This is a genomic window from Pantoea endophytica, assembly GCF_002858935.1.
Lineage (GTDB): Bacteria > Pseudomonadota > Gammaproteobacteria > Enterobacterales > Enterobacteriaceae > Pantoea > Pantoea leporis.
Window position 1 is genome coordinate 341,117 of the sequence record NZ_PJRT01000009.1, and the last position, 16,194, is coordinate 357,310.

At 54.1% G+C, this 16,194-nt stretch carries 21 protein-coding genes; 11 read left to right on the forward strand and 10 right to left on the reverse strand.

Features of this window, described 5'->3' with window-relative positions:
• Nucleotides 1–2: 2 nt before the first annotated feature.
• The 4 genes from PZBJ_RS09490 to PZBJ_RS09505 are packed head-to-tail and all read left to right on the forward strand — an operon-like array spanning nucleotide 3 to nucleotide 3,667.
• Nucleotides 3–1,619, forward strand: a complete 1,617-nt coding sequence (locus tag PZBJ_RS09490) for a (2,3-dihydroxybenzoyl)adenylate synthase (protein WP_101762267.1) — start codon at nucleotides 3–5, stop codon at nucleotides 1,617–1,619.
• A gap of 18 nt (nucleotides 1,620–1,637) precedes the next feature.
• The gene (locus PZBJ_RS09495) at nucleotides 1,638–2,492 is read left to right on the forward strand and encodes an isochorismatase (RefSeq protein WP_101762268.1); all 855 of its coding nucleotides are present in this window, start codon (nucleotides 1,638–1,640) and stop codon (nucleotides 2,490–2,492) included.
• On the forward strand, nucleotides 2,489–3,247 hold the full coding sequence (gene dhbA, locus PZBJ_RS09500; protein WP_101762269.1) for a 2,3-dihydro-2,3-dihydroxybenzoate dehydrogenase: 759 nt from the start codon (nucleotides 2,489–2,491) through the stop codon (nucleotides 3,245–3,247). Before PZBJ_RS09495 ends, dhbA begins: the two co-directional genes overlap by 4 nt.
• A 3-nt stretch (nucleotides 3,248–3,250) precedes the next feature.
• Nucleotides 3,251–3,667 carry a hotdog fold thioesterase gene (locus PZBJ_RS09505; RefSeq protein ID WP_101762270.1) on the forward strand — a complete coding sequence of 139 codons (417 nt, stop codon included), beginning with the start codon at nucleotides 3,251–3,253 and terminating at the stop codon, nucleotides 3,665–3,667.
• 40 nt (nucleotides 3,668–3,707) lie between these two features.
• On the opposite strand, the gene cgtA is transcribed toward PZBJ_RS09505, so the two are convergent.
• The 3 genes from cgtA to rplU form a co-directional block, all read right to left on the reverse strand.
• Entirely contained in the window at nucleotides 3,708–4,883 is a 1,176-nt protein-coding gene (cgtA, locus tag PZBJ_RS09510; protein WP_101762271.1) for an Obg family GTPase CgtA, read from the reverse strand.
• A 249-nt stretch (nucleotides 4,884–5,132) separates the two neighbouring features.
• Nucleotides 5,133–5,390 (reverse strand): 50S ribosomal protein L27, encoded by a 258-nt coding sequence (gene rpmA, locus PZBJ_RS09515; protein ID WP_007886647.1) that lies wholly within the window; start codon nucleotides 5,388–5,390, stop codon nucleotides 5,133–5,135.
• Nucleotides 5,391–5,405: 15 nt separating this feature from the next.
• A complete protein-coding gene (rplU, locus tag PZBJ_RS09520) occupies nucleotides 5,406–5,717 on the reverse strand; it encodes a 50S ribosomal protein L21 (RefSeq protein ID WP_007886644.1) in 312 nt (103 codons plus the stop codon).
• Between the two features lie 252 nt (nucleotides 5,718–5,969).
• On the opposite strand from rplU, the gene ispB reads away from it, so the two are divergent.
• Together ispB and PZBJ_RS09530 are read left to right on the forward strand one after the other, a co-directional pair.
• Nucleotides 5,970–6,941, forward strand: a complete 972-nt coding sequence (ispB, locus tag PZBJ_RS09525) for an octaprenyl diphosphate synthase (RefSeq protein ID WP_101762272.1) — start codon at nucleotides 5,970–5,972, stop codon at nucleotides 6,939–6,941.
• Between the two features lie 236 nt (nucleotides 6,942–7,177).
• A complete protein-coding gene (locus PZBJ_RS09530; protein ID WP_101762273.1) occupies nucleotides 7,178–7,459 on the forward strand; it encodes a helix-turn-helix domain-containing protein in 282 nt (93 codons plus the stop codon).
• 68 nt (nucleotides 7,460–7,527) lie between these two features.
• Here the strand turns inward: PZBJ_RS09530 and murA are convergent, their stop codons facing one another.
• The 7 genes from murA to mlaF all read right to left on the reverse strand — a co-directional run bounded on the left by murA (nucleotide 7,528) and on the right by mlaF (nucleotide 12,308).
• On the reverse strand, nucleotides 7,528–8,787 hold the full coding sequence (gene murA, locus PZBJ_RS09535) for a UDP-N-acetylglucosamine 1-carboxyvinyltransferase (protein WP_101762274.1): 1,260 nt from the start codon (nucleotides 8,785–8,787) through the stop codon (nucleotides 7,528–7,530).
• 46 nt (nucleotides 8,788–8,833) lie between these two features.
• On the reverse strand, nucleotides 8,834–9,091 hold the full coding sequence (ibaG, locus tag PZBJ_RS09540; protein WP_008104351.1) for a BolA family iron metabolism protein IbaG: 258 nt from the start codon (nucleotides 9,089–9,091) through the stop codon (nucleotides 8,834–8,836).
• A 114-nt stretch (nucleotides 9,092–9,205) separates the two neighbouring features.
• Nucleotides 9,206–9,511: a lipid asymmetry maintenance protein MlaB gene (mlaB, locus tag PZBJ_RS09545; RefSeq protein ID WP_101762275.1), complete on the reverse strand. Its 306-nt coding sequence runs from the start codon at nucleotides 9,509–9,511 to the stop codon at nucleotides 9,206–9,208.
• Nucleotides 9,511–10,146: a phospholipid-binding protein MlaC gene (gene mlaC, locus PZBJ_RS09550; protein WP_101762276.1), complete on the reverse strand. Its 636-nt coding sequence runs from the start codon at nucleotides 10,144–10,146 to the stop codon at nucleotides 9,511–9,513. The genes mlaB and mlaC overlap by 1 nt, the downstream gene beginning before the upstream one ends.
• A gap of 18 nt (nucleotides 10,147–10,164) precedes the next feature.
• The gene (mlaD, locus tag PZBJ_RS09555) at nucleotides 10,165–10,701 is read right to left on the reverse strand and encodes an outer membrane lipid asymmetry maintenance protein MlaD (protein ID WP_101762277.1); all 537 of its coding nucleotides are present in this window, start codon (nucleotides 10,699–10,701) and stop codon (nucleotides 10,165–10,167) included.
• A gap of 4 nt (nucleotides 10,702–10,705) precedes the next feature.
• Nucleotides 10,706–11,488, reverse strand: coding sequence for a lipid asymmetry maintenance ABC transporter permease subunit MlaE (gene mlaE, locus PZBJ_RS09560; protein WP_007886633.1), 783 nt, complete (start codon nucleotides 11,486–11,488; stop codon nucleotides 10,706–10,708).
• Between the two features lie 4 nt (nucleotides 11,489–11,492).
• Complete coding sequence (gene mlaF / locus PZBJ_RS09565; RefSeq protein WP_008104360.1) at nucleotides 11,493–12,308, reverse strand: phospholipid ABC transporter ATP-binding protein MlaF; 816 nt, start codon at nucleotides 12,306–12,308, stop codon at nucleotides 11,493–11,495.
• Between the two features lie 227 nt (nucleotides 12,309–12,535).
• Here mlaF and PZBJ_RS09570 point away from each other — a divergent pair, with 227 nt between their 5' ends.
• From PZBJ_RS09570 to lptA, 5 genes are read left to right on the forward strand one after another with little or no spacing between them, the layout of a single operon-like run.
• Complete coding sequence (locus PZBJ_RS09570; RefSeq protein ID WP_101762278.1) at nucleotides 12,536–13,519, forward strand: calcium/sodium antiporter; 984 nt, start codon at nucleotides 12,536–12,538, stop codon at nucleotides 13,517–13,519.
• 13 nt (nucleotides 13,520–13,532) lie between these two features.
• Nucleotides 13,533–14,513, forward strand: coding sequence for an arabinose-5-phosphate isomerase KdsD (gene kdsD, locus PZBJ_RS09575; protein ID WP_101762279.1), 981 nt, complete (start codon nucleotides 13,533–13,535; stop codon nucleotides 14,511–14,513).
• A 12-nt stretch (nucleotides 14,514–14,525) separates the two neighbouring features.
• Nucleotides 14,526–15,092: a 3-deoxy-manno-octulosonate-8-phosphatase KdsC gene (gene kdsC / locus PZBJ_RS09580; protein ID WP_101762280.1), complete on the forward strand. Its 567-nt coding sequence runs from the start codon at nucleotides 14,526–14,528 to the stop codon at nucleotides 15,090–15,092.
• Nucleotides 15,089–15,661, forward strand: coding sequence for an LPS export ABC transporter periplasmic protein LptC (lptC, locus tag PZBJ_RS09585; protein WP_101762281.1), 573 nt, complete (start codon nucleotides 15,089–15,091; stop codon nucleotides 15,659–15,661). Before kdsC ends, lptC begins: the two co-directional genes overlap by 4 nt.
• Nucleotides 15,636–16,190 (forward strand): lipopolysaccharide ABC transporter substrate-binding protein LptA, encoded by a 555-nt coding sequence (lptA, locus tag PZBJ_RS09590; RefSeq protein WP_036648348.1) that lies wholly within the window; start codon nucleotides 15,636–15,638, stop codon nucleotides 16,188–16,190. Before lptC ends, lptA begins: the two co-directional genes overlap by 26 nt.
• Nucleotides 16,191–16,194: the final 4 nt, after the last annotated feature.

The window sequence follows — 16,194 nt, forward strand, 5'->3', positions numbered from 1 at the left end:
ACATGAGCATTCCCTATACTCGCTGGCCGGACGACCTGGCTGCGCGCTATCGCGAAAAAGGTTACTGGCTGGATGTGCCGATGACCGACATTCTGGCGCGTCATCAGCATAATGATGCCATCGCGGTGATTGATGGCGATCGCCAGATCAGCTATCGCGAAATGGACGTGCTGAGCAGCAACCTGGCCGCCGCGCTGCAGCGTCGTGGCCTGCAAAATGGCGATACTGCGCTGGTGCAGCTTGGCAACGTGGCCGATTTTTATGTCACGGTATTTGCGCTGTTTAAGCTCGGCGTAGCGTCAGTATTTGCGCTGTTCAGCCATCAGCGCACCGAACTAAGCGCCTATGCGGCGCAGATCGAACCTAAACTGCTGATTGCCGATCGCACTCACACGCTGTTTGCTGATGATAGCTTTATCAACGCGCTGTGCGCCGCGCAGCCTTCGCTGCAGCAGGTGATTCTGCGTAATGACAACCAGCCGGAAAATACGCTGGAAGCGCTGATGGCGGAAGCCGCGGGTGATTACCTCGCCACACCAACCGCCGCTGATGAAGTGGCGTTTTTCCAGCTCTCCGGCGGCAGCACCGGCACGCCGAAGCTGATTCCGCGCACCCACAACGACTATTACTACAGCATTCGCGCCAGTGATGAGATTTGTCAGGTGACCGCCGATACGCGTTATCTCAACGCCCTGCCCGCGCCGCATAACTTTGCCATGAGCTCCCCGGGTTCGCTCGGTGTGTTTTATGCCGGTGGTCAGGTGATTCTGGCTGCCGATCCCAGCGCCACGCTCTGCTTCCCGCTGATTGAGAAGCATCAGGTCACCGATACCGGTTTGGTGCCGCCGGCGGTGAGTTTGTGGCTACAGGCGATTCAGGAATGGGGCAGTAATAAACAGCTGGCTTCGCTGCAGCGCATTCAGGTGGGTGGCGCCAAGCTGGGCGAAACCCTCGCGGCACGTATTCAGCGTGAAATTGGCTGTCAGCTGCAGCAGGTTTTCGGCATGGCCGAAGGTCTGGTGAACTACACGCGCTTTGGCGACGATGAGAACATCATTCTCACCACGCAAGGCCGCCCGATCTCTGAAGATGACGAAGTGTGGGTCGCTGACGAGCACGGCAACGCGCTGCCAACCGGCACCATCGGTCGCCTGATGACGCGCGGCCCCTACACCTTCCGTGGCTACTACAAGAGCCCGGAACATAACGCCGCCAGCTTCGACGCCAACGGGTTTTACTGTTCGGGCGATCTGATTGAGATCGACGCGCAGGGCTACATCACCGTGCAAGGGCGCGAAAAGGATCAGATCAATCGCGGTGGCGAGAAGATCGCCGCGGAAGAGATCGAAAATCTGTTGCAACGCCATCCGGATGTGATCCACGCCGCGCTGGTGTCGATGAACGACGAATTGATGGGTGAAAAGAGCTGCGCCTTTATCGTTGCCAGCCAACCGATCAAAGCAGTGGCGTTGCGTCGTCACCTGCGAGAACTGGGCGTGGCCGAGTTCAAATTACCTGACCGTATTACCTGCGTCGATGCCCTGCCGCTGACGCCTGTCGGCAAGGTGGATAAAAAACGTTTACGCCAACAGCTTGCCGACCAACAAGCGCAAGCCTGACCTGTTCCGGAGATTGTAATGGCTATTCCAAAACTGAACGCTTACGCGCTGCCCGCAGCGACTGAACTGCCTACCAACAAAGTGAAGTGGGCGCTTGAGCCTCAGCGTGCCGCGCTGCTGATTCACGATATGCAGGCTTACTTCCTTAATTTCTGGGGCGAAAACAGCCCGCTGGTTAATCAGGTGGTGGAAAACATCGCTCGTCTGCGTGCTTACTGCAAAGCGCAGGGCATACCGGTGTTCTATACCGCTCAGCCGAACGAACAGAGCGATGCCGATCGCGCACTCCTCAACGACATGTGGGGGCCGGGCCTGAACAAACATCCGGATCAGCAGAAGATCGTTGATGCGCTGGCACCGGATCAGGACGACCAGGTGCTGACCAAATGGCGTTACAGCGCCTTCGTGCGCTCACCGCTGGAATCGATCCTGCAGGAGATGGGCCGCGATCAGCTAATCATCACCGGCGTGTACGCGCACATCGGTTGCCTGACCACCGCGACTGACGCCTTTATGCGTAATATCCAGCCATTTATGGTGGCGGATGCGCTGGCCGACTTCACGCGCGAAGAGCACATGATGGCGCTGACTTACACCGCAGGTCGCAGCGGTAAAGTAGTGATGACCGCCGACCTGATGCCGCTGCCGTTGAGCAAAGACGATCTGCGTGCGCTGATTCTGCCGCTGCTGGAAGATGACGATGTACCTGCAGATGACGAGAACCTGATCGATTACGGTCTGGATTCAGTACGCGTGATGGCGCTGGCGGCGCGCTGGCGTCAGGTGCACAGCGACATCGATTTCGTCAGTCTGGCAAAAAATCCGACCATCGATGGCTGGTGGGCGCTGTTATCAAGGGCGCCAGCTAAATGAGTGCAACTTTCGATTTCAGTGGAAAAATCGTCTGGGTAACCGGCGCAGGCAAAGGGATTGGTTACCACACCGCGCTGAGCTTCCATCAGGCGGGCGCGCAGGTTATCGGCTTCGATCTGCGTTTCGAACAGGCCGACTATCCTTTCACCACGCAGGTGCTGGATGTGGCGAACGCCGCCGAGGTGAAAGCGGTTTGTCAGCGTTTGCTGGCAGATCAGCCGCGTCTCGATGTGCTGGTGAACGGTGCCGGCATCCTGCGTATTGGCAGCACCGATGAACTGTCGTTCGACGATTGGCAGGCGTGTCTGGCGGTGAATGCCGGCGGCGCGTTCAACCTGTTTCAGCAAACCTTGCCGGTGTTTCGCCAGCAGCGTGCGGGTGCGATTGTGACTATCGCCTCTAATGCGGCACATGCGCCGCGCCTTGGTATGTCCGCTTATGGCGCTTCCAAAGCGGCGTTGCGCAGCTTGTGTCTGACCGTGGGTTTAGAGATGGCGCCTTACGGCGTGCGCTGCAATATCGTTTCTCCGGGTTCCACCGATACCGATATGCAACGCAGCCTGTGGCATACGCCAGAAGCCGAGCAGGAGATGATCAATGGTTTCCCGGATCAGTACAAGCTGGGGATCCCGCTGCGTAAGATCGCTAAACCGCAGGAGATCGTTGCTAACGTGATGTTCCTCGCGTCGGATCTTGCCAGCCACGTGGTGCTGCAGGATATTGTGGTCGACGGTGGCGCAACGCTGGGATCCTAAGTTATGGCAATCTGGAAACGTTCGGTCGATGTTGAAACGTTGAATAAGATGGGTGAAAACTCGCTGGTGGCACACGTTGGCATTGTGTTTACCACCATCGGTGAAGATTATCTCGAAGCCACCATGCCGGTGGATGCCCGCACGCATCAGCCGTTTGGCCTGCTGCACGGCGGCGCTTCTGTGGTGCTGGCGGAGTCGATGGGATCGATTGCCGGTTATCTCAGCATCGAAGAAGGTAAAAGCGTGGTGGGGATTGAGGTGAGCGCCAGCCACCATCGTGCAGTAAGCAGCGGTGAAGTGCGCGGTATTTGCCGCCCGTTACACCTTGGTGCGCGTAATCAAAGCTGGCAGATTGAGATTCGTAACGCCCGCGACCAACTGTGCTGCACCTCGAGATTGACGGTGGCGGTGCTGGGTTAAGACATAAAAAAAGCGGCCTTCGGGCCGCTTTTTTGTACGATTAACGCTGGTAAATGATTTCGACGCCTTCGTCGTCTTCTTCGTCCCAGTCGTCATCCCAATCGTCGTCTTCTTCCACTTCCTGCGCCGTTTCCATGGCTTCACGGTGATAATCATCCCACATGAAGGCCACTTTCTCTGGCTCTTTAGTTTCTTCTTCGGCTTCTTTTGGATTTTCGATGATAAAGCTCATCACATCCCAGCAAAGATCTTTCACGCCATCATGGCTAGCCGCAGAGATTAGGTAATATTTTTCTTCCCAGCCTAATGCTTCCACTACCGCTTTGGCACGGCTTTCCGCTTCTTCGCGGCTCAGCAGGTCACATTTGTTGAATACTAACCAGCGCGGCTTCTGGAACAGTTTATCGCTGTATTTCTCCAGTTCGCCGAGAATGATGCGGGCATTTTCTACCGGATCAGATTCATCGATAGGGGCAAGATCGATCAGGTGCAACAGCACGCGGCAGCGCTCAAGGTGCTTCAGGAAGCGAATACCCAAACCTGCGCCATCCGCTGCGCCTTCAATCAGGCCAGGAATGTCGGCGACAACAAAGCTCTTTTCGTTGTCCATACGCACCACGCCAAGGCTTGGCACCAGCGTAGTGAACGGATAATCCGCAACTTTGGGTTTCGCTGCGGATACCGAGCGAATAAAGGTCGATTTACCGGCATTCGGCAGACCCAACATACCAACGTCAGCCAGCAGCATCAGTTCCAGTTGCAGGTCACGCTTCTCGCCCGGTGTTCCCATGGTTTTTTGACGCGGGGAACGGTTAACTGAGGATTTAAAGCGCGTGTTACCAAGGCCATGCCAGCCGCCTTTCGCCACCATCAGCTTCTGCTCATGACGCGTCATGTCGCCCAGCGTTTCGCCGGTACCCTGGTCAATTACGCGGGTACCAACGGGCACTTTAACGATAATGTCTTTACCACGTTTACCGGTGCAATCACGGCTTTGGCCATTCTGGCCACGTTCGGCACGGAAAGACTTTTCAAAGCGATAATCGATCAGGGTGTTGAGATTTTCATCCGCCAACAAATACACGTCGCCGCCGTCGCCGCCGTCGCCGCCATCCGGGCCGCCTCTTGGAATATATTTTTCACGGCGGAAGCTTACGCAACCATTGCCGCCATCACCCGCGACCGCAAGGATCGTCGCTTCATCTACAAACTTCATTTTATTTCTCCGTCACGCTGTCGTTCACGGCAGCTTGCAGGCCGCAAACGGGTCCGCCAGGGTCTTCTGCGCTGACCGACGGCGGATAATACAAGACTGGCAAAGCCAGGAGTACATAAATTGTACAACAACTGTGCTAAAGCGTAACTGTTATCCAGCAAGCTCAGTAGCAGAATGTAAAAAGCCCCGCAAAGCTGCGGGGCCTTTCATTCGTGTATTCAGACGTTAGACGTCTGCAGCACGACAACCTTACTCAGCAACGATGCTGATATATTTACGGTTGTTCGGGCCTTTAATCTCGAATTTTACTTTGCCGTCTGCGGTGGCAAACAGGGTGTGGTCACGACCACAACCTACGTTGCTACCTGCGTGGAATTTGGTGCCACGCTGACGAACGATGATGCTACCTGCCAGAACAGATTCGCCACCGAAACGTTTTACACCCAGACGTTTTGCGTTGGAGTCGCGACCGTTACGGGTCGAGCCACCAGCCTTCTTATGTGCCATTTGTCAGATCTCCTCTTACGCGCCGATCACAGTGATTTTCACATCTGTGAACCACTGACGGTGACCAGCTTGCTTACGGTAGTGTTTACGACGACGAAACTTAACGATTTTAATTTTCTCGCCACGACCGTGAGCAACAACTTCTGCCTTGATCACACCGCCTGAAACCAGTGGCGCGCCGATTTTCACGTCTTCGCCATTTGCGATCATCAGAACCTGGTCAAACTCAATGGTTTCACCGGTTGCGATGTCCAGCTTTTCCAGGCGAACGGTCTGACCTTCGCTTACTCGGTGTTGTTTACCACCACTTTGGAAAACCGCGTACATATAAAACTCCGCTTCTGCGCGTGCCTTTCTATTCATCAGGCGGCGCGATAAATATTCACAATAGGGCGCGAATTCTACGCAATACTCCAGCAGAAGACAAGAGCACTTTGCACTCTCTTGCAGAAAAAAAGCGCAAGGCGAATGCAAACGTTTCGCAACCCGATTTTTCAAGTACAATCAGTAACAGATTACCTGAACTCACGCTGTGTAAAGCGCTTACCATGCAAAAAACGAGTAAAGCTGAAAAGACGAATGAACTTAGAACAGATTAATGAATTAACCGCGCAGGACATGGCGGCCGTCAACCAGACCATCCTCGAGCAGCTGAATTCAGAAGTCTCACTGATTAACCAGTTGGGCTATTACATCATCAGCGGCGGGGGCAAACGCATCCGTCCGATGATCGCTGTGCTGTCGGCACGCGCGCTGAATTATCAGGGATCGTTGCACATCACTAATGCGGCGCTGATCGAATTTATCCATACGGCGACGCTGCTGCACGATGATGTGGTGGATGAATCCGATATGCGCCGTGGCAAAGCCACCGCTAACGCCGCGTTCGGTAATGCGGCAAGCGTGCTGGTGGGCGATTTTATCTATACGCGCTCATTCCAGATGATGACCAGCATGGGATCCTTAAAGATCCTTGCGCTGATGTCGGAAGCGGTCAACGTGATCGCCGAAGGAGAAGTGCTGCAGTTAATGAACTGCAACGATCCCGATATCACTGAAGAGAGCTACATGCGGGTGATCTACAGCAAAACCGCTCGCCTGTTCGAAGCTGCTTCGCAAGCGTCGGCGATTTTAGCTGAGGCGACGCCCGCGCAGGAAAAGGCGTTACAGGATTATGGTCGCTACCTTGGCACCGCTTTCCAGTTAATTGATGATTTGCTGGATTACAGCGCAGATGGTGAAACGCTGGGCAAAAATACCGGTGATGACCTGAGCGAAGGTAAACCGACGCTGCCATTGCTGCACGCGATGCACAACGGAACGCTTGAGCAGGCGCAGATGATCCGTAAAGCCATTGAAGAAGGTAACGGTCGTCATCTGCTGGAACCGGTGCTGGCAGCGATGCAACAGACTGGCTCGCTGGAGTGGACGCGCAAACGCGCTGAAGAAGAGGCAGATAAAGCCATCGCAGCACTGCAGGTATTACCCGAAAGCCCGTGGCGCAGCGCCCTCGAAGCGCTGGCGCACATGTCAGTACAGCGCGATTTCTGATTTCAACGGGGCCTTCTCTGGCCCCGTTTCCTTCCTCACTCTTCTCCCTTTTTACTTACATCTCTTGCATCGCTTTTGCGAAAAGCGACGCAGTTTCGTGCGCCGGCCAAACATTTACTGGAAAATTACGGGAAACATTTGCTATAAAAACGCGGGTTTTTTCCAGATATCTCTGCCACGGGAGCGCCTTTTTACAGCGGAGATGAAGTAATAACACGGACATGGAGAAGAGAGTTATGTACACAAGGAAAGCGGATTGGCACCCGGCAGATATCATTGCTGCATTACGTAAGAAAGGCACATCACTGGCAGCGCTGTCACGCGAATCAGGGCTCAGCTCCTCAACGCTGGCCAATGCGCTGTCGCGTCCCTGGCCCAAAGGTGAGTGGCTAATCGCCAATGCGATCAAGGTTCATCCGGCAGACATCTGGCCAAGCCGATATTACGATCCTGTTACCGGCCAGTTATTGGATCGCAAGAAGTGCATACGATCGCCGAAGGATCGTAAAAAGATCTGACTGTAATACCAATGAAAAAAAACCAGCCGCGTTGCCGTGACTGGTTTTTTTGATCTACGAAGCAGAAATTATTCGCCGCTTACGCGTTCGATATTTGCACCCATCGCTTTCAACTTATCTTCGATGTGCTCGTAGCCACGGTCGATGTGATAGATACGATCCACTATCGTGGTGCCTTCCGCGATACAACCCGCCAGCACCAGACTCGCTGATGCACGCAAATCGGTGGCCATCACCTGCGCGCCCGACAAGGTTTCTACGCCATGACAAATCGCTGTATTGCTCTCAATTTCCGCGTGCGCGCCCATACGAATCAGCTCAGGGATATGCATAAAGCGGTTTTCGAAGATGGTTTCGGTAATCACACCGGTTCCTTCTGCCACCAGGTTCAACAGTGTGAACTGCGCCTGCATGTCAGTAGGGAAGCCAGGATGCGGCGCGGTACGGATATTCACCGCTTTTGGACGCTTACCGTGCATATCCAGGCTGATCCAATCTTCGCCCACTTCGATCTCTGCACCAGCCTCACGCAATTTAGACAGCACGGCATCCAGCGTATCTGGCTTCGTGTTGTGGCAAATAACTTTGCCCCGTGAAATGGCTGCTGCGACCAGGAAAGTACCGGTTTCGATACGATCTGGCAGCACGCGATAAACGCCGCCGCCCAGACGCTCAACACCTTCAATGGTGATTTTGTCTGTGCCCGCGCCGGTGATTTTCGCACCCAGCGTGTTGAGGAAGTTTGCCGTATCGACAATCTCCGGCTCACGCGCGGCGTTCTCAATGATGGTGATGCCGGTGGCCAGCGTGGCCGCGCTCATGATGGTAACGGTAGCGCCGACAGACACTTTATCCATCACGATATGCGCGCCCTTCAGACGGCCATTGACAGAAGCTTTAACGTAGCCCTCTTCCAGCTTAATTTCCGCACCCAGCTGTTCCAGGCCAGTAATGTGCAGATCGACCGGGCGTGCACCGATAGCGCAGCCGCCCGGCAGTGAAACCTGGCCCTGACCAAAACGCGCCACCAGCGGACCCAGCGCCCAAATCGAAGCACGCATGGTTTTCACTAAATCGTATGGCGCACTGAAAACATTAACTTCGCGAGCATCAACGTGGACCGAACCATTGCGCTCAACGCGCGCACCCAGCAGATTCAGCAGCTTCATGGTGGTATCGATATCACGCAGCTTCGGTACGTTCTGAATCTCTACCGGCTCTTCAGCCAGCAGCGCAGCAAACAGAATCGGCAACGCAGCATTCTTCGCCCCGGAAATGGTCACTTCACCACTTAAACGGGTGGGGCCTTGCACACGAAATTTGTCCATTAACACCGCTCTCAATTATCTATCAATAAAACAACCGGTGAGGCACTTAGAAACCGTTGAGTTTACGGTCGCGCGCCCACTCGGCTGGGGTATAAGTTTTGATGGAAACCGCATGAATACGGTTATCCGCAATATATTCCATCAGCGGCGCGTACACAGCCTGCTGCTTCTTCACGCGGCTCAGTTCGCCGAACATTTCGCCCACCGCGATGACCTGAAAATGGCTGCCATCGTTGCTGAGTACGTGTACTTCTTCTAATGCCAGCGCCTGCATCAGCACGGCCTGAACTTCACTATTTTCCATCGCTCGTTACTTCGCTTAATAATAATAAGGCAGACATCTTAGAGGAAAGCGTCTGACTCTTAAATACGCAAAAGCCCCTGAAAAAATCAGGGGCTTAGCATCGACATCATTTGATCAGGCGATTTTTTCCGCAGAAACAATAATCTGCTGCAGGTTATACAGCGTGATCAGTGACTGGAGTTTATCGGAGATCCCAGAGAAAAGTGGTGCGCTGCCTTGAGCACGCGCAATTTCACGCAGATGCACCAATAGCGCTAAACCCGCTGAATCCACCCTTTCCAGCCCGGCGACATCAATGGTGGTGATATCAGCCACCGCAGTGTCACGTTCCTGCCACAAGGTCAGCAAAGTATCACGATCTAATTTGCCGCTTAAGGCCAGCGTGCTGGCAGTGCGCTGCCAGCTTAACGGTTCACTCATTATTGCTTTTTATCCAGGGTGATCGGCTGTGCGGCATAGGTTTTCAGCTGAGCCGTCAAGCCATCAATGCCTTTGGTACGCAGCAGATCGCCCCACTCATTCTGTTTCGTGGTGATCATGCTGATGCCCTCGGCCACCATATCATACGCCTGCCAGTTGCCAGTTTGGCTGTTCTTACGCCACTGGAAATCGAGACGCACAGGCGGACGCCCATTAGGATCGATGATGGTGACGCGAATCGCCACGATATTGGCATCGCCAATCGGCTGCTCCGGCTGAATCTGGTAGGTTTGACCGTTGTACAGCGCCAGCGCCTGGCCGTAAGCCTGTGCCAGATAATCACCGAACGCGGCAAAGTAGGCATCACGTTGCGCCGGTGTCGCATCGCGATAATAGCGACCAAGAACCAACGCACCGGCATATTTTATCTGTACGTACGGCATCAGTTCCTGACGTACCACTTCGCGTAGATAGTTCGGATCCTGCTTAATCTTCGGCTGTTCGTTTTTCAGGCGGGTGAAGGTCTTTTCCGCCGCTTCGTTCATCAGCTTGTAAGGATTAGTTTGATCCGCTGCGGCGTTGGCTGCCAGCGGTGCGATTGCCAACAGGGCAATCATCAGTAAACGTTTAAACATCATGTTTTACCTCGTAGGTTATTCCGTTGTTGCAGGTGCTGCCGGTGCACTCTGCGCACCCTGTGATTTATCGTCAGATTTGTTATCGCCGCTTTTATAGAGGAATTGACCGATCAGGTCTTCCAGCACCAGCGCCGACTTGGTGTCACGCAGCGTGCCGCCATCTTTCAGCATAGAAGAGCCAAGCTCGGGATCGTCAAAACCTAAATTCAGCGCCAGGAACTGCTCACCGAGCAGGCCTTGAGTGCGGATGGCTAATGAGCTGGTGTCGGGAATCTTATTAGCGTATTTATCGCTAATATCCATGGTCACACGCGGTGAGAGGGTTTTCTCATCCAGCGCAATATCTGACACCCGGCCAATCAACACGCCGCCAATTTTCACCGGAGAACTGACTTTCAGTCCGCCGATATTATCGAAGGTGGCATACATCTTCCACGTTGGTTCGGTGCCGATAGTTTTGAGATCGGCAACGCGCAGGCCGAGGAATAACAGCGCCAGCAGCGCAGCCAGCATGAAGACGCCAACCCAGATTTCGTTTTTCTTGCTTTGCATTGCATCAATTCCCAAACATCAGTGCTGTCAGCACAAAATCCAAACCGAGTACCGCCAGTGAAGCATGCACCACGGTACGCGTTGTCGCACGACTGATCCCTTCCGAGGTCGGGATGGCATCATAGCCATTAAAGAGCGCAATCCAGGTTACCGTGACGGCAAAGACTGCGCTTTTGATCATGCAGTTAACGACATCAGTGCGGAAATCTACCGCGTTCTGCATCGCCGACCAGAAGAAACCGGGATCGATCCCTTTCCAGCTCACGCCAACCAGCGCGCCACCGGCAATACCAACGGCGGTAAAGATCAACGCCAGCAACGGCATGCTGATAAATCCGGCCCAGAAACGCGGTGATACCACGCGACGTAGCGGATCGACGGCCATCATCTCCATGCTGGAGAGCTGTTCGGTGGCTTTCATCAGCCCGATTTCAGCGGTTAACGCTGAACCCGCACGGCCTGCAAACAGCAACGCCGTGACGACCGGACCGAGCTCACGCAGCAGCGAGAGCGCCACCAGCATGCCAAGGCTGGTTTCCGCATTGTAAGTGGTGAGCACCAGATAGCCTTGCAGCCCCAGCACCATGCCAATAAACAAGCCAGATACCACGATGATCAGTAACGATAACACGCCCACGCTATACAGCTGTTTCACCAGCAGCGGCGCATGGCGACGAAACGCCGGCTTACCGACTAACGCATGAAATAACATGAGGCCTGCGCGGCCAAAAGCGGCACAGGTATTGATTCCCTGACGTCCAAATGACGCTAGCGCCTGTAACAACATCAGTTTACGTTCTCCCTGAGCGGGTCAAGTCGCTGAGATAATCGCCAGCGGCAAAGCGGAAAGGCACCGGACCATCCGCATGACCCTCGATAAACTGGCGCACACGCGGATCGGGATTTTCCCGCAGTTCCGGCGCGCTACCCTGAGCAATGATTTTTTGTCCGGCAACAATATAGGCATGATCGGCAATGCTCAAGACCTCAGGCACATCGTGTGAAACCACGATGCAGGTCAGGCCCAGAGCATGATTCAGTTCATCAATTAACTTCACCAGCACGCCCATGGTAATTGGATCCTGGCCGACAAAAGGCTCATCGAACATGATCAGTTCGGGTTCCAGCGCGATAGCACGCGCCAGCGCCGCACGGCGGGCCATACCGCCAGAAAGTTCAGCAGGCATTAGTTTAGCGGCTCCACGCAAACCCACCGCTTCCAGCTTCATCAATACGGTGCTGTGCAACAGCTCTGGCGGCAGCTGCGTATGTTCACGCAACGGCCAGGCAACGTTTTCATACACGTTGAGATCGGTAAACAGCGCGCCGGACTGAAACAGCATGCTCATTTTTTTACGCGCTTCGTACAATTTGGTGCGGGAAAGCGTCGGGATATTTTGATCGCGGAACCAAATCTCGCCTTTATCGGGCTGTAATTGCCCACCGATCAGACGCAATAATGTGGTTTTGCCAATTCCGGACGGGCCCATAATCGCGGTGACTTTACCGGCAGGTACCGTTAACGAGATGTCGTCGAAGATAGTACGATCTCCGCGCGTGAAACTGACGCCACGAACCTCAACCAGATTCGTTTGCTGCTGGATCATCTTTACCTCTTTATGCGGATCGGGCGCTATCAAAGCTGTGGATGGTAGCCTGGTAGCCTCGAATGCACGATAGTTTTACAGAAACTTACCCACTTAGTGTGGCGAAAACGGCCTTAAAATTTACTTTTGCCTCTCAGACAGTCAAAATCAGCGCCTGTTAGTGCGTGCAGAATGTTTTTACCCGTCGGACAAGGTTCGCCGACACCTCCATCCATCAAGGATTTTTAATGTTCGTAGCCTCTGCCTTGCTGTTTATCGGATTGATTTTACTGGTTTACGGTGCCGACCGTTTGGTATTTAGCGCCGCGATCCTCTGTCGATCCTTTGGCATCCCACCGCTGATCATTGGTATGACGGTGGTAAGCATTGGCACATCATTACCGGAATTGATCGTCTCGTTTTCGGCCGCACAGCATGGGCAGATGGATTTAGCGGTTGGCACCGCGTTGGGCTCGAACATCACCAATATTCTATTAATTCTGGGCGGCGCGGCACTGCTCCACCCATTGACAGTACACTCCAATCTGATTCGGCGCGAATTGCCATTAATGCTGCTAGTCTCACTGCTCAGCGGCATCATGCTGTTTGATAACTATTTAAGTCGACTCGACGGCATCGCGTTACTGCTGATTGCATTGGGTTATCTGCTGGTGGTGATTCGCATTGCTCGTCGTGCTGAACGCGATAACAACGACACGCTAACCCGCGAACAGCTGGCGGAGCTGCCGCGCGATGAGGCAGGCAATACCGTGGCCTTTCTGTGGCTGGCGGTTGCACTGATTATTTTGCCGATGTCGACGCGTATGGTGATCGACAACGCTACCGTCTTTGCCGACTACTTTGGTGTGAGCGAACTGGTGATGGGCCTGACGCTGATCGCCGTCGGCACCAGTTTGCCCGAACTGGCCACCGTGGTGGCTGGCGCGCTGAAAGGTGAGGACGATATCGCGATCGGTAACCTGATCGGCGCCAATATTTTCAATCTGGCGATTGTTCTCGGCCTGCCGGCGCTGATTCATCCCGGCAGCGTTGATGCGCATGCCTTCGCACGTGATTACTGGGTGATGCTGGCAGTGAGCGTACTGTTCGCCCTGCTCTGCCTGCTGCGCAAACGCCGTATTGGTCGTATCGCAGGCACACTATTATTAGGTGGTTTTATCGCGTGGGTGCTGTGGCTATGGCTGAGCCCCATGCTTATCACAAGCTATTAAGGACGGACTGACCATGTCACATCAGCAACCGGATTTCGATTTTCAGCAAGCAGGCAAAGCGGTGCTGCGCATCGAACGCGAAGGGCTGGAGCAGCTTGATCAATATATCAATGATGATTTCGATCGCGCCTGCGCGATGATCTTTGCCTGCCGCGGCAAAGTGGTGGTGATGGGCATGGGCAAATCCGGGCATATCGGTAAAAAAATGGCCGCGACTTTTGCCAGCACCGGTACACCTTCGTTCTTTGTGCATCCCGGCGAAGCCAGCCACGGCGATCTCGGCATGGTCAGCACCAATGATGTGGTGATCGCGATTTCTAACAGCGGTGAATCCGGAGAAATCCTTGCGTTGGTGCCGGTGTTAAAGCGCCAGAAAGTGCAGCTGATTTGTATCACCGGTCGTCCAGATAGTGCGATGGGCCGCGCTGCGGATGTGCATCTGTGTGTGAAAGTGCCGCAGGAAGCTTGTCCGCTCGGCCTGGCACCAACCACCAGCACCACCGCGACTTTAGTGATGGGCGATGCGCTGGCCGTGGCGTTGCTGGAAGCACGCGGATTTACCCAGGAAGATTTTGCGCTGTCGCATCCCGGCGGTGCGCTGGGCCGCAAACTGCTGCTACACGTTAGCGATATCATGCACAGCGGCGATGAGATCCCGCACGTAAGCCGTGATGCGTCGATGCGGGATGCGCTGCTGGAAATTACCCGTAAGAATCTCGGTTTGACGGTCATCGTCGATGACCTAATGAAAATCGAAGGCATCTTCACCGATGGTGACTTGCGTCGCGTGTTTGATATGGGCATCGATTTCCAGAAAGCCACCATTCAGGAAGTGATGACCAGCGGCGGCATTCGCGTGCGCCCCAATATGCTGGCCGTTGACGCCCTTAATTTGATGCAAAACAAAAACATCACCGCCCTGCTGGTGGCCGATGACGATCGCCTGCTCGGTGTGGTACATATGCATGACATGCTGCGCGCTGGCGTGGTCTAACAGGAAGAAATAATGAGTGCTGAAACGGCGATGGTCGAGACTTGCTACGGTCCGGTGAGCGCGGACGTCATGGCGCGTGCTGCGAAGATTCGCCTGCTGATTTGTGACGTCGATGGCGTGATGTCCGATGGCGTCATTTATATGGGCAACAGCGGTGAAGAGCTGAAAGCTTTTAACGTGCGTGATGGTTATGGCGTGCGTTGCCTGCTGACCTCCGGCGTCGAAGTGGCTATTATTACCGGCCGCAAAGCAAAACTGCTGGAAGATCGCTGTAAGACGCTCGGCATTACGCATCTTTACCAGGGACAATCGGATAAGCTTTTGGCCTGGCGGGAACTCCTGGATAAACTGTCATTAACGGCCGATCAGGTCGCCTACATTGGCGATGACCTGATCGACTGGCCGGTAATGGCGCAGGCGGGTTTGAGCGTTGCCGTTGCTGATGCTCACCCGATTTTACTGCCGCGCGCGCATTATGTGACCCGCATTGCTGGTGGCCGCGGTGCGGTACGTGAGTTGTGCGATCTGATTTTGATGGCGCAGAACAAATTTGAGGATGCCAAAGGGCAATCAATATGAGTAAGAGCAGGCGTTGGATGACGCTGATCCTGGCCTTGATCGCCTTAGTGCTGATCGGCTGGAATCTCACCAACCAGGATGACGACAGAACGCCGGTGGCAACCAACGATCAAGCGCCAACCTACACCAGCGAGAAATCGAACACGGTGGTGTATAACCCCACAGGCGCGCTGGGCTATAAGCTGGTCTCCGATAAAGTGACCTACTTTGCTGCCGATGAGATAAGTTGGTTCGATAATCCGGTGATGACCACCTATGACGTTAATAAAGTGGCGACATGGTCGGTACGCGCCGATAAGGCAAAGCTGACCAAAGATCGTATGCTTTATCTTTACGGCAACGTTGTTGTCAATTCTTTGACTCAGGATTCACAGCTTGAGCGCATCCTTACCGATAACGCTCAGGTTAATTTGGTCACCCAGGATGTGACATCTGACGATCAAGTCACCCTTTTTGGCCGCAGTTTTAATTCCACTGGCATGAAAATGCGCGGCAATTTACGGACGAAACATGCTGAGCTGCTTGAAAAGGTCAAAACTTCCTATGAAATTCAAAATGAACAAAAATAGCCTTAAGTTATTGCTGGTGAGTACGCTGCTGGCAACGAGCCTGCCTGCGCTGGCATTAACCGGCGACTCAGACAAACCGGTAAATATCGACTCCGTTAACCAGGCGCTGGATCTGCAGGGCAACGTTGCGACCTTTACCGGCAACGTAATTGTGACGCAGGGTTCCATCAAGATTACCGCCGATAAAGTGGTGGTCACTCGTCCGGGCGGCGATAGCAAAAAAACCATTGTTGATGCTTACGGCACGCCAGCCACCTTCTATCAGATGCAGGATAACGGTAAGCCGGTGCAAGGCCACGCCAGTAAACTGCACTATGAATTGGCGAACGATTTTGTTGAGCTGACCGGCAATGCCTTCATCCAGCAGCAGGACAGCAACATCAAAGGCGACCGCATCACTTACCTGGTGAAAGAGCAGAAGATGCAGGCGTTCAGCCAGGGCGACAGCAAGCGCGTGACTACCGTTCTGGTACCGTCGCAGCTGCAGGACAAAAACGGTTCGTCCGCGAGCCCTAAAAAGAGTAACTGATTGC